Annotated in this window: 17 protein-coding genes; 9 read left to right on the top strand and 8 right to left on the bottom strand. The window is 37.5% G+C overall.

What is annotated here, in order from left to right; all coding sequences use genetic code 11:
• Nucleotides 1–211 precede the first annotated feature (211 nt).
• The 8 genes from mnhG to IEX29_RS14315 all read right to left on the bottom strand — a co-directional run bounded on the left by mnhG (nt 212) and on the right by IEX29_RS14315 (nt 6,532).
• Nucleotides 212–562 (bottom strand): monovalent cation/H(+) antiporter subunit G, encoded by a 351-nt coding sequence (gene mnhG, locus IEX29_RS14280; protein WP_188735171.1) that lies wholly within the window; start codon nt 560–562, stop codon nt 212–214.
• Complete coding sequence (locus tag IEX29_RS14285) at nt 555–833, bottom strand: Na(+)/H(+) antiporter subunit F1 (RefSeq protein WP_188735054.1); 279 nt, start codon at nt 831–833, stop codon at nt 555–557. The genes mnhG and IEX29_RS14285 overlap by 8 nt, the downstream gene beginning before the upstream one ends.
• Nucleotides 833–1,309 carry a Na+/H+ antiporter subunit E gene (locus tag IEX29_RS14290; RefSeq protein ID WP_188735055.1) on the bottom strand — a complete coding sequence of 159 codons (477 nt, stop codon included), beginning with the start codon at nt 1,307–1,309 and terminating at the stop codon, nt 833–835. Before IEX29_RS14290 ends, IEX29_RS14285 begins: the two co-directional genes overlap by 1 nt.
• A gap of 5 nt (nt 1,310–1,314) precedes the next feature.
• On the bottom strand, nt 1,315–2,799 hold the full coding sequence (locus IEX29_RS14295; RefSeq protein ID WP_188735056.1) for a Na+/H+ antiporter subunit D: 1,485 nt from the start codon (nt 2,797–2,799) through the stop codon (nt 1,315–1,317).
• Nucleotides 2,792–3,130, bottom strand: a complete 339-nt coding sequence (locus tag IEX29_RS14300; RefSeq protein WP_188735057.1) for a Na(+)/H(+) antiporter subunit C — start codon at nt 3,128–3,130, stop codon at nt 2,792–2,794. Before IEX29_RS14300 ends, IEX29_RS14295 begins: the two co-directional genes overlap by 8 nt.
• Entirely contained in the window at nt 3,130–3,558 is a 429-nt protein-coding gene (locus tag IEX29_RS14305) for a Na(+)/H(+) antiporter subunit B (RefSeq protein WP_373290681.1), read from the bottom strand. Before IEX29_RS14305 ends, IEX29_RS14300 begins: the two co-directional genes overlap by 1 nt.
• On the bottom strand, nt 3,558–5,975 hold the full coding sequence (locus IEX29_RS14310) for a Na+/H+ antiporter subunit A (RefSeq protein WP_188735059.1): 2,418 nt from the start codon (nt 5,973–5,975) through the stop codon (nt 3,558–3,560). Before IEX29_RS14310 ends, IEX29_RS14305 begins: the two co-directional genes overlap by 1 nt.
• Nucleotides 5,976–6,391: 416 nt before the next feature.
• Complete coding sequence (locus tag IEX29_RS14315) at nt 6,392–6,532, bottom strand: sporulation histidine kinase inhibitor Sda (protein WP_077601248.1); 141 nt, start codon at nt 6,530–6,532, stop codon at nt 6,392–6,394.
• A gap of 511 nt (nt 6,533–7,043) precedes the next feature.
• Here IEX29_RS14315 and IEX29_RS14320 point away from each other — a divergent pair.
• From IEX29_RS14320 to IEX29_RS14360, 9 genes are all read left to right on the top strand, one after another.
• Nucleotides 7,044–7,550 (top strand): YqeG family HAD IIIA-type phosphatase, encoded by a 507-nt coding sequence (locus IEX29_RS14320; RefSeq protein WP_188735060.1) that lies wholly within the window; start codon nt 7,044–7,046, stop codon nt 7,548–7,550.
• A gap of 12 nt (nt 7,551–7,562) precedes the next feature.
• Nucleotides 7,563–8,672 carry a ribosome biogenesis GTPase YqeH gene (yqeH, locus tag IEX29_RS14325; protein WP_188735061.1) on the top strand — a complete coding sequence of 370 codons (1,110 nt, stop codon included), beginning with the start codon at nt 7,563–7,565 and terminating at the stop codon, nt 8,670–8,672.
• A gap of 67 nt (nt 8,673–8,739) precedes the next feature.
• On the top strand, nt 8,740–9,570 hold the full coding sequence (gene aroE / locus IEX29_RS14330; protein ID WP_188735062.1) for a shikimate dehydrogenase: 831 nt from the start codon (nt 8,740–8,742) through the stop codon (nt 9,568–9,570).
• Between the two features lies 1 nt (nt 9,571).
• Entirely contained in the window at nt 9,572–9,862 is a 291-nt protein-coding gene (yhbY, locus tag IEX29_RS14335) for a ribosome assembly RNA-binding protein YhbY (protein WP_188735063.1), read from the top strand.
• Between the two features lie 103 nt (nt 9,863–9,965).
• Nucleotides 9,966–10,535, top strand: coding sequence for a nicotinate-nucleotide adenylyltransferase (locus tag IEX29_RS14340; RefSeq protein WP_188735064.1), 570 nt, complete (start codon nt 9,966–9,968; stop codon nt 10,533–10,535).
• A complete protein-coding gene (gene yqeK, locus IEX29_RS14345; RefSeq protein WP_188735065.1) occupies nt 10,522–11,106 on the top strand; it encodes a bis(5'-nucleosyl)-tetraphosphatase (symmetrical) YqeK in 585 nt (194 codons plus the stop codon). The genes IEX29_RS14340 and yqeK overlap by 14 nt, the downstream gene beginning before the upstream one ends.
• Complete coding sequence (gene rsfS / locus IEX29_RS14350; RefSeq protein ID WP_188735066.1) at nt 11,099–11,455, top strand: ribosome silencing factor; 357 nt, start codon at nt 11,099–11,101, stop codon at nt 11,453–11,455. Before yqeK ends, rsfS begins: the two co-directional genes overlap by 8 nt.
• A 5-nt stretch (nt 11,456–11,460) precedes the next feature.
• Complete coding sequence (locus IEX29_RS14355; protein WP_188735067.1) at nt 11,461–12,207, top strand: class I SAM-dependent DNA methyltransferase; 747 nt, start codon at nt 11,461–11,463, stop codon at nt 12,205–12,207.
• A 102-nt stretch (nt 12,208–12,309) separates the two neighbouring features.
• Nucleotides 12,310–12,912 carry a helix-hairpin-helix domain-containing protein gene (locus tag IEX29_RS14360; protein WP_229720227.1) on the top strand — a complete coding sequence of 201 codons (603 nt, stop codon included), beginning with the start codon at nt 12,310–12,312 and terminating at the stop codon, nt 12,910–12,912.
• The last annotated feature ends 14 nt before the right edge of the window (nt 12,913–12,926 follow it).

Here is a 12,926-nt window from a genome sequence, read left to right on the forward strand (position 1 = left end):
GTCAGCACCTCAAAATCTTCTAGGTAATTGCCTATAGCCTATTCTTATGTGCAAAAGAGGGAAAACGTGTCTGTCCATGATGAATACAAAGGCTGAAATGAAGAAATATATTTATGTTGAAAGACGATTCGCAGGTTAGATTTATATCAGACTATAAAAAAAGCTCAGATTTCCTTTATCAGGAAAAATCTGAGCTTATATTTTAAATTAATTATTTGGATTGGTTCTGATCGATTTCATACATTTCCTTTAAGTCATCGATGACAGTATTCTTTTCGAGCTTGACACCATTACGGTAGGCAGATCTCGTAATCATTAAGCTGGCTACTGGAGCTGTCAGAAATAAGAATAAAATAGCCAATAAAATTTTGGCATTCATGACACCCTGAGATAAAAAGTGAATAAACACTGCCAGCATAATAAAAATAACACCTAATGTTGCACTTTTACCGGAAGCATGCGCGCGGCTGTAGACATCCTTTAATCTTACAATACCAATGGCACTTACTACAGCAAAGAACACACCAATGACAACAAAAATTGCTACAAGTACATCAATCATCGTGTTCAATGACAACACCTCTTTCCAGGAATTTTGAGAGAGTCAAAGTTCCTACAAATCCCAAAATAGTCAATACGAGAACAATATCTGAGTATACGGATGTATCTTGTAAAATCATCAAAATCCCAATAAAACCGACCAGCAGAACACCAATTGCATCCAATGCCAAAATTCTGTCCTGTGTCGAAGGACCGATAATAACCCGGATAAACAATAGCAGAAGTGCTATGGAGAGCGCGCTTAATGCCACAATTAGAACTGTATCGAACATTATTTCGTCACCTCCATAATTGCTTTTTCAAAGGACCCCTGAATATCTTTGATCATGGCTTCTTTATCCGGAACATCAATAGAATGAACGTAAATGGTTTTACTATCATTTGAGAAATCCATTGAAATGGTTCCCGGAGTTAAAGTGATTAAAGCTGCGAGTATGGAAATTTCAAAGTTTGATTCTAATTGTGTTCTGACAGCAACAATCCCGGGCTGGTGATCTTGTTTTGGTTTAAGAACCACTTTCACAACATCAATATTTGCTTTAATTAATTCAACAATAAATAGATAAATTAATTTAATAATAGCCCAGACTCTTTTTAAATAGAAGTCAAACTTTAGAAAACGGCGTATGATAAATAAGATCAGAATTCCTATAACATAGCCGGAAATAAAGTTTACGACTGTATACTCATTTTGTAAAAACATCCAGAGTATCGCGAGCAAAACATTGATTAATATTTGAAAAGGCATAGCAACTACTCCTTCAGCACAGATTCAATATAATTTGTAGGATTCATAATTTCTTCAGCAACTCCCATTGAATAAGTAAACATTGGTTCAGCAGCGAAACCTAAAATAATGGTAAGTGCAATTAAGGGCAGGATAGGCAGTAAAAGTTTTCCAACAGGAATTTTCCCTTGCTCTTCCGTATGTTTTTGCTTGCCCCAAAAGACTTGGCTGAATATTTTCATCATCGTGATCAGTGTAAGTAAACCAACCAGCAGTGCAACTCCGGAAATCACATAATGCTGTGCCTCGAAACCGCCTAATATGATTGGAAACTTACTGAAGAATCCACTTAGCGGCGGAATACCTGCCATGGAAATTGCTGCGATAAAGAACATCCAGGTCAGCCAGGGATGCGTTCCGATAAGTCCTCCCATTTTCTTTAAATCAGTTGTTCCGGTAATTTTTTGAGTAACACCGGCAAATAAAAATAGTGCCGGTTCTACAATCATATGGTGGGCGATATAGTAAATAGCGCCGGCAACAGCAAGCGGAGTGAATATTCCTAACCCCATAACCATATAGCTCACCTGACTGATAATTAAGTAAGAGAGTAAACGTTTGAAATCGAATTGCGATATTGCTCCAAGAGCGCCGATGAACATTGTAACACCGGCAATCGTAATGAGGAGCCCTTTATGTGTGAATTCAAGATTGTGGTTGAAAATCAATGTAAAGGTTCGGATGATCGCATAAATTCCTACCTTGGTTAAGAGTCCTCCGAATAATGCTGCAATTGCTGCTGGTGGTCCATAATAAGATTTTGGCAGCCAAAAATGAAGCGGGAATAAAGCTCCTTTAGATGCAAAAACAATAAACAGCATGATAGCGATAATATTTAATGCACCTGCCTGGTCCAATTCAGCAACACGCTGAGCTATGTGAGCCATATTCATTGTGCCGACAATGGAATAAATCCATGCAATGGCAACAACGAAAAGGGCGGATGCAAAAACATTAATAATAACATATTTAAAAGATTCTCTTAATTGATAGCCTGTTCCTCCATGAACAATCAATCCATAAGAGGAAATTAACATGACTTCAAAGAAAACAAATAGATTAAATAAATCGCCTGTCAAAAAAGAACCATTTACTCCAACCATTAGGAAAAGAAAAAGCGGATAGAAAAATTGTTTTTCTCTGTCCAGGGCAATAGTTTGAAAAGCAAAGAACATACAGGCTGCACCGACCAGTGTGGATAGCAGCAGCATCAAAGTGGAGAGCATGTCTGCTACAATAACAATTCCAAACGGCGCTTTCCAGCCGCCGACCTCCAGGACAACTGTGCCATGCTGGTAGACATAAATGGCTAAAAAAACGGAAAAGGCTAATAATATCAGCATTGTGATTCCACTTATTACACGTTGAACAGCATGTCTTTTATATAAAATTATAAGAATAGCGCCGATTATAAAAGGAATAATAATCGGCAAAATAACGATATTATTCATCAGCAGAACCCCTTAACTCTTCTAAATCATCTGTCTTATGCACTTTATAGGTACGATAAGACATAACCAGCAAGATAGCAGTCACACCAAAACTGATAACAATCGCCGTCAGTACTAATGCCTGTGGCAGCGGATCAGTGTAAGCATCTGCATCAAAACTTAAAATAGGAGCAGCACCGCGCTGCAAGCCGGACATTGTTATTAATAAAAGGTGTACCCCATGAGAAAGTAATAATGTAGCTGCAACAACACGGAGCAGATTTTTAGACATAAACAAATAGATGGTTACGCTAAAAATAATTCCTATTACGATTGACATTAATAGTTCCATTATTTATCATCCTCCGCAATCGTCAGAATAATTGTAAGGGCACTTGCCAGTACAACAAAGTATACCCCCAGATCAAAGACCATAGCAGTAGTCAATTCCACTTCTCCCAAGATTGGAAGAGTAAAATAGTCAAAGAAATGCTTCAAAAAAGGAAAACCGAACAACATGGATACGACACCCGTTAGACTGGCAAAAAGTAACCCCATCCCGATAATTTTTATATAATCAAATTTGATGGCCTTTTGAATTGATTTTAAATCAAATGAAAGGTACAAAATAAGAATCGCACTGGCAGTCATTAAACCGCCGACAAAACCTCCGCCGGGGCTATTATGCCCTGCCAATAACAGATATATAGAAAAGGAGAGGATAATAAGTATAATTAATCTGGCCAATGTCTGTAACATCATATTATTAGGCTTTTGCATCATATATCCTCACTCCCTTTAAATCGTAATCGAATTAGACTGACAACCGTTAATACTGCCATAGATACAACGAGTATTTCCAGCATGGTATCCAAACCACGGAAATCCACTAAGATGACATTAACAATATTATATCCGCCAGCTTCTTCTTTCGAATTCTCTACATAGTATTCAGAAATAGAATCAAAATTAACTTCCTGTCCCATGGAAAATACGGATAACGATCCAAGTGTAATCATCAGCCCGAAGCCAACAGAGATAATTAATTTGACAGCTTTCATTTTCGGTGGTGTTTTTACCTTTTTCAACTTAGGCAAATGATAAAAGACAAGCATAAACAAGATAACGGAAACTGATTCTATAAGAAGCTGAGTCAATGCTAAATCAGGAGCCCTGAATAGAACAAATAAAAGAGCTACAATAAATCCGCTGACACCGGTTGTAATAATCAATGCTACCCGATTATTAATAAATGGAATAATCACAATTGAACAGACAAATACCAGTATAACTAGCCAGAAATAGACTGGAATTGGTGATAAATCCAGGGATTGAATTGCCGGCAGACTGTACCGGTACATGGTATAAGCCATGATGAGAATAATAAATGTATTCATATAGATAAAGTAATCCCTTAACCTTCCAGTCATTTGAATACGTGTCAGCCATTGCGAGCCTTTAATAAACCCGTCAAATCCATAATCATAGGCATAGTTGAACAAATCTTGTTCGCCGCGGTAAAATGCAGTATTTTCCCATTTTTTAAATGTCATAAACAGGAGTATACCTAAAATAACAACCCCAAATGTCATCCAAAGTTCCGGAGAAAATCCGTGCCAGTGAGAAATGTGTACATCAAAAAATTCTCCCGGGGAAAGGATTCCCGGTGCAATTGCAGCCATAGCAGGCTCAATAAGAGAATAGGCTAACAAATTAGGGAAAAGCCCGAATAGAATAACCAGAGCAGCTAATATAACAGGACTGATCAGCATACCGACTGGTGCTTCGTGAACATGCTTCACTTTCAGCTTACTGATATCGAATTTACCCATAAATGTTTTAGAAAACATAAGAATACAATATAAGAAGGTAAATACACTGGCAATCCAGGCAATAACAGGGATGATAAATCCAAATGTTTCTAAATTAAAAATACCGTATTCTGTTACGTTAAGCATGCCTGTAAAAAACAATTCTTTACTTAAAAATCCGTTAAATGGCGGCAGCCCTGCCATTGAAGCCAGCCCGATAAGAGAAATAGTCGCAGTAACAGGAAGGACTGTCATCAATCCGCCCAGTTTACGGATATCTCTTGTTCCTGTCTCATGATCAATGATTCCTGCAGCCATAAACAGGCTTCCTTTAAAGGTTGCGTGGTTAATTAAATGAAATACAGCTGCTAAGATAGCAGTCATATATAAAGCATTGTCCCCATCCTGGAAGTAGAAAGCAGCAGAACCTGCTCCCAGTAAGCTCATAATTAAACCAAGCTGGCTTACTGTAGAATAAGCCAGGATACCTTTTAAGTCTTTCTGACGTACTGCAGAGATTGAGCCCCAGGTTAAAGTGACTAATCCTGCGATGGTAATAATCCAAAACCACTCCGGTGAGCCGCCAAAAACACCTGTTAATCGTGCAACAAGGTAAATTCCTGCTTTAACCATTGTTGCAGAGTGAAGATAGGCACTGACAGGTGTAGGTGCCTCCATAGCATCCGGCAGCCAGATATGGAATGGAAACTGAGCAGATTTTGTAAATGCTCCTAATAAGACAAGTATCATCGCAGGGATGAATAAACTGCTTGCCATGACAAGGTCAGCATTTGCGATAAGTTCCCTGATGCTGAATGTGCCTGCAATAACGTAAAGTAAAGAAAAACCACCGAGCATGGATAATCCGCCGAAGACAGTGATATACATAGATTTTAGAGCACCATAAACAGATTTCTCTCTCGTATACCAATAACTGATTAATAATGAAGAGGCAATACTTGTTAACTCCCAGAAAACGTAAATGACGATTAAGTTATCAGAAAGAACAACTCCAAGCATAGCACCCATAAACATTAACAGATAAACGTAAAAATTATTCAGCTTTTCTTTGTGCTTCGATAAGTAGTAGATAGAGTATAGCACTACTAAAGACCCGATTCCGGTGATCAATAATGCAAAAAGCAAGCTTAAACCATCTAGGTATACATTAAAATTAATACCGAGTGAAGGTACCCAGTTCAGGTTATTTAATATCACTTCGCCAGACGATGTTTTCGGTATAAATGATAAGAAATAAACAAACAGTACCAAAGGCAGGACTAAAACAAACCAGCCAGTATGTATTCTTTTCAGGTACTTATACAAGAATGGAATAAGGATAGCTGCAATAAATGGTAATAAAACAGCCCAATGTAGTAACGTCAACAGTAATTCCTCCTTTGTGGTGATAACGAATGCCCTTTAACCTTCAAGAAATATTAAAAACCTTTAAATATTACTTCAGTCAAAAGCGTTCGCTCCCTTTTCTGATGTTAAAAAAATAAAAGTTCTTCTGTTTATAATGAAAACGGGATGGAAGCTTTTTATAACATAAAGGTAATTCGATACGATAATCAAGGGGAATACCATGCTTTTCTTAAATCTTTCCCTATCTCTTTACAATATTTTTAGACACAAACCAGAGTACTAACCTAGATTATAACTTATTCAGAAAAAAGATGCATACAAAAAGAATACGGTTACCAAGGGTTAAAACTTTTATTTTAAATAGGAAGGAACAAGGGGAAAAAGGCAAAAAAAAACTTCAATTTTAAAATTGAAGATTTGTAAACCAGACAAAATTATACAGATTCTTTGATTTTATGAGTTAGAGATCTTTTATGGATTTCTTCTTCAAATAAAGAAAGAAAATCAGGACTGAGGTTTAATGCTACCGCTGTATAATAAGATTCTAGTAATAGTTCGTCCGATAATGTTTCCACAATACAACCTCCTCAATTTGTAGGCAAATATTTAAGATAATAATAATTTAACATGTATATGTTGTGTTAACAAGCTCTAACTTATCTACATATAGTTGTAGATAAGCTGTGTATAAGGAAGTGGGTAACCTTATTCAAGATTGTTGTTGGTACATTCTTATGTTGATAAAGTTATCCACATAATCGAAGAGTATCGGAATTTGTCGAACGATTTTTAAAACATATATACATTTTTAATAAGGTTTCTGCATAGTTCCTTTTAGGATAGAAGAAAAATTTGGATATCACTATCGTTGAAGCACCATTTCTTAATGCAGATAATAATTCTTTGAAACGCTAGTCAGTTGTAGTAGGATTAGGTATAATGTGATGTATCGTAAAGTTGCTTTGTCTTGTGTTTTCCCAGGATAAGAAATAAAAACAGTATTCTTTTAAATGAAGTATCTTTACATAAAGGGTATAATATGCAAGAAATATAATGTTAACTAATTGGAAATCTTGAGGTGTGAATATGTTTTCAAAATTTTTACCGGATGAACAAATTGATCAAATTTTTGACCTGAAACCGGAAACGTTAAAAAAGAAGGGGATTAAAGGGATTATAACGGACCTGGATAATACCCTCGTTGCATGGGATGTAAAGGATGCAACCCCTGATGTCATTTCATGGTTTAAAACAATGGAAGAAAATGATATAAAAGTAACGATTATATCGAATAATAATCAGGAGCGTGTAACAGTTTTTTCAGAACCGCTTGGTACACCATTTGTATTTAGTGCCAGAAAGCCTTTGAGCAGAGCTTTTAAAACCGTTGCCAGGCAGATGGAGCTGAAAAAAGAAGAAATTTTAGTTGTCGGGGACCAATTGTTGACAGATGTCCTGGGCGGCAATATAGCCGGATTTTATACGGTATTAGTTGTTCCTGTGGTACAAACGGATGGTAAAATAACGAAGATTAACCGTTTAATTGAGAGGAAGATTTTAAAACGAATGCAGAACAAGAGTGATAGTAATTAAGGAGGAATAAGTTTGGAGCAGCATATTTGTCAGGGATGCGGAAGCGTTATACAGACAGAGCATCCGGATGAGCCGGGCTATGCACCTGTCAGTGCACTAGAGAAAGATATTATTTTATGTAAAAGATGTTTTCGATTGAAGCATTATAATGAGATTCAGGATGTATCGATAACGGATGCAGACTTTTTGAAAATGGTCAGTTCAATTCGGGACAGGAATGGATTAATTGTTCATATTATTGATATTTTTGATGTGGACGGCACATTATTAAGTAATTTACCCAGAATTACGGGTGATAATCCAATTATTTTGGCCGGGAATAAACTTGATTTATTGCCGAAATCGACAAACGAAAATAAATTAAAGCAATGGCTGCGTCATGAAGCGAGCCAGCTTGGAATTAAAATAAAGGATGTTGTTTTAATTTCTTCAGTAAAAGGAAAAGGAATAGATGAGCTCAAGAAGAAAATAGAAATACATCGGGAAGATAAGGATGTATTCATTGTTGGTGTCACGAATGTTGGTAAATCAACTTTTATCAACCGTTTAATTAAAGAAACAACCGGAGAAGAGAACGCTATAACGACTTCTTATTTCCCTGGAACGACACTTGGTTTTATTGAAATACCACTGGATGCAGAGACGTTTTTGGTAGATACACCAGGGATTGTTAACAAACAGCAGATGGCTCATTATGTTTCTGAAAAGGAATTAAAGATGATTACTCCGAAAAAAGAAATAAAAGCAAGAGTTTATCAGCTGAATGAGCAGCAGACACTGTATGTCGGCGGCTTGGTCAGATTGGACTTTATCAAAGGAGACAAGCAATCATTCGTTTGCTATTTCTCTAATGATTTAACAATCCACCGGACAAAGCTGGAAAATGCGGATGAACTGTATGAAAATCATGCTGGAGAGCTGTTATCACCTCCATATAGTGAGCAATTGGATAAATTTCCTCCATTGACTGCACATAGCTTTAAAGCGGGAAAAGGAAAAACGGATATTGTCTTTCCGGGACTGGGCTGGATCAGCATTCAAGGCGAAGGGGCTACTGTGGTTGCACATAGCCCTAAAGGAGTCTCGGTAACAACGAGAAAATCCTTTTTATCAGGTCAGTAAGCAGCCAAGGTTCGCAGATAAAATAGAAGTAAGGTTTAATACTGTTGGTGGAGGAGGAGACGTTTCGTTGCGTTTGAAATTAAAATTAATTGGTTATCCTATCAAGCATTCTTTATCACCCTGGATTCAGAGTTCTTTTTTAGAACGAAGCGGTGTAGAAGGTTCTTATACATTGCATGAAATACCAAGCGAAGAAAGCTTTGGTGAGGAAATCCAGAAATTAAGGGAAACAAAAGTTAACGGGTTTAATATTACGGTTCCTTATAAGGAAACAATTATTCCTTATCTGGACAAAATCGATATTACGGCGGAACGCGTAGGGGCAGTAAATACGGTTTCTTTAGAAGGAGACAGCTGGGTCGGATATAATACGGACGGTATCGGCTATGTACAGGCGTTGTGTGATAAGTTTCCGGATATAGATAGAAATATGGAGGTTCCTATAATAATACTCGGTGCTGGCGGTGCCGCACGGGGTATATTCCATGGGCTGGTACAGGCAGGATATAACAATCTGACGCTTGCAAACCGTACTAGATCAAAATGCGAAGATATTATAAAAGGAACCAGCGCTTCTGTGATTACATTGGAAGAAGCTGAAAAAAATATTGCAGCTTATGATGTGGTTATTCAAACCAGTTCTGTGGGGATGAATGAAGCAAAACAAATCATAGATTTGTCCAATATACAAGAAGGCACTATTGTCAGTGATATTGTTTATCAGCCGCTTGACACACAGTTTTTAAAGCAGGCAAAGGAAAAAGGCGGGCGCATTCATTATGGTCATACAATGCTGCTTTATCAAGCACAGAAGGCCTTTGAAATTTGGACAAATAAAAAAGTAGATGTGCACGGCATGGACGAAGAAATGAAAGCAAAAATAAAAGGAGAGAAATAAAATGTTAACAAATAAGCAAAAGCAATTTTTGCGCAGTGAATCACACCATATTAAGCCGATTTTTCAGGTAGGTAAGGATGGCGTAAATGAAAATATGGTAACCCAAATTGGTGAAGCTCTGGAAAAAAGAGAATTGATAAAGGTCAGTATCCTTCAGAACTGTTCAGAGGATAAAAATGTAGTTGCTGAGCAAATTTCCGATGGGACGGATTCAGAAGTGGTACAGGTTATCGGCAGCACGATTATTTTATATAAGGAGTCAACAGATCACAAAGAAATTAAACTTCCATAATAGAGGATGTTCAAAAAGTCCAGCGGTTCCGAGATAAGTGTCATCTCAAGGATTTTCATTGGCACCTTTTGAACACGTATTAATAACTGCAGAAGGTGAGACTTTGAAGAAGATTGGAATTTTAGGCGGAACATTTAATCCACCCCATATAGGACATTTATGGATTGCTGAAGAAGTAAGAATAAGAAAACAATTAGATGAGATTTGGTTCATCCCGACACGGACACCGCCTCATAAAGACACCTCGGTGCTTGAAGCATCCCACCGTTTAAGAATGCTCCGATTGGCGGTGCGCGATAACCCTCATTTTCATGTGAATGCTTTAGAGCTTGAAAGAGAAGGGAAATCGTACACATATGATACAGTAAGGGATTTAACTTCAAGTTATCCTGAAGATGATCTTTATTTTATTATTGGCGGAGACATGGTAGAATATTTGCCCAAATGGTACAGGGTAGATGAATTAGTGCATATGGTTCGTTTTATAGGAGTATCCAGACCAGGTTATACATTAGAGACGGTTTATCCAGTGGAATGTCTGGAGATACATCCACTGGACATTTCCTCTACTTTCATAAGGAATCGGCTGGAAGACGGCGAGCTTATCCGTTACTTGCTTCCTGATGATGTAATGAATTATATTAAGGAGAATCAGATTTATGGATATAGATAACCTTAAAGCAGATCTGAAAGAAAGGCTGACTGAAGCAAGGTATGAGCATACATTAAGAGTAACAGATACAGCAATAGTTCTGGCAGAGACCTTTCATGAATCAGTAGAAAAAGCGAAAATTGCTGCCTTATTTCATGATTATTGTAAGTATGATTCTTTAGAGGAAATGAAAAAAATTATTGAAACAAATAGCAAGCTGCCGGATTTGCTGCTTTCTTTTCATCATGAGTTATGGCATGGGCCGGTTGCATCTGTTCAGATAGAAGAAAAATATGCTGTTACGGATCAAGAGATAAAAGATGCGATTTTCTTTCATACCACAGGAAGAGCAAATATGACAAAGCTGGATAAAATTATTTTTCTTGCTGACTATATAGAGCCGGGAAGAAGCTTCCCCGGATTAGATGATGTAAGAGCTGCAGCTAAAACAGATTTAACAAAAGCGTGCTATCAGGCTGCCAGGAATACGGTTCACTTTTTAATGGAGAGGAATCGTACTGTATACCCTGACAGTTTTCATGCTTATAATGATTTAAATCAACAAGTTTTTGGAGGAATAATAAATGAATAGTAAAGAATTAATTCAAGTAGTTGCAGAAGCCTGTGACGATAAAAGAGCAGAAAATATTGTTGCTTTGGATATGCACGAAGTATCTTTAGTTGCTGATTATTTCGTGATTTGTCATGGGAGCAACGAACGGCAGGTACAAGCAATTGCACGAGCAATAAAGGAAACAGCTGAAGAAAACGGAAAAGATATTAAAAGAATGGAAGGCTTTGAAGAAGCCCGCTGGATTTTAGTAGACGTTGGTGACATTGTCTGTCATGTCTTCCATAAGGATGAAAGACATTATTATAATTTAGAAAAATTATGGGGCGATGCTGACCGTGTTGCGCTGAATATTACGCAAGAAGGTTAACGAAAATGGCATATCATAAAATGGCTGAGGTTTATGACGGGCTGATGGAGAATGTTCCATATGATGATTGGGTGGTCATGATCCGGCAAATGATAGCTCAGGCAGCCAAACCGATTCAATCAGTTATCGATTTAGGATGTGGAACTGGAGTTATTACCCGGAAGCTTGCTGCAGGAGGATATACGATGACAGGGGTAGATCAATCCGTGGAGATGCTTGAGAAAGCCCAAAAGGATTTAGGACCCGTCAGCAGCATCAATTGGTTAGAAGTAGATATTACAGAATTGGATGAGCATAAGCAGCAGTATGATATGGCAATCAGCTGTTGTGATGTTATAAATTATGTGACAGACCTTCAGAGTGTAGAGAAAGCATTCAAAAATATATATCAGTTATTAGAGAAAGATGGACTATTTTTCTTTGATGTTCATTCTCTCTACACGGTGGAAGACGTCTATATCGGTCAAACATTTTCAGATGTAACGGATGAGGCAGCTTACATCTGGGAATGTATCCCTGGTGACGAGGTTGGAGAAATGTACCACAAACTGACCTTTTTCCATCAGGAACAAGGAGATCGATTCATTCGTTTTCAGGAAAAACATCATCAGCGGACATTTCCGGTAGAAGTATATAAAAATATTTTAAAAAAAATTGGCTTTGAAAAAATTAAAATTTACGCTGATTTTTCATTGAAATCAAACAATTGGAATGAAAAATCAGAAAGAATTTTCTTTTTAGCTGAAAAATAAACGATAAAAGTGGATTTTAATGTGATTGCCACTGAAAAGGAGATTACCTTTCTTTGTCGAAGTATCCATTAGCAGTATTTTGACAAAGAAGGAGGTAATACCTTGAATTGGTTTAAGAAAAAAATTCCACTTTTTATCGTTATTGTTGTTGTATTGGTATTTTTTGTGTTTATGAATAAGAAAGAAGCCTCCACCCCGCTATCTGCCTCATTAATTTCTTCTGAACCCGCCGAACCCGCTGAATCCCCTCTTACAGTAGAAACCATAGAAGAGAAGGAACGAGCTGCAGTGGTTGATATAAAAGGCGAAGTGGTACGGCCGGGAGTATATGAGATTGAAGAAGGCGACCGCATCCAGGATATTATTGAACGTGCTGAGGGCTTTACGGAAGATGCAGATGTATTTCAAGTGAATTTAGCACAAATTTTACAGGATGAAATGGTTGTCCTGATTCCAGCCGTCGGTCAAGAAGGGGATACAGCTGATACTTCTGTGGGGGAGCAGACCAATAATAAAGTAAAAATAAATTCTGCAACAAGCGAAGAATTGACACAGCTGCCAGGAATCGGACCTGCCAAAGCAGAAGCAATTATTGCTCACCGGGATAACCATGGTCAGTTTCAAAAAGCCGAGGATTTATTAGATATTTCCGGTATTGGAGAAAAAACACTGGAGACGCTTATAGAGCATATCCAGGTACCCTAGATGGAACCAATGTT

Origin of the sequence: Oceanobacillus neutriphilus (genome assembly GCF_014645515.1) — a bacterium.
Classification (GTDB): domain Bacteria; phylum Bacillota; class Bacilli; order Bacillales; family Amphibacillaceae; genus Oceanobacillus; species Oceanobacillus neutriphilus.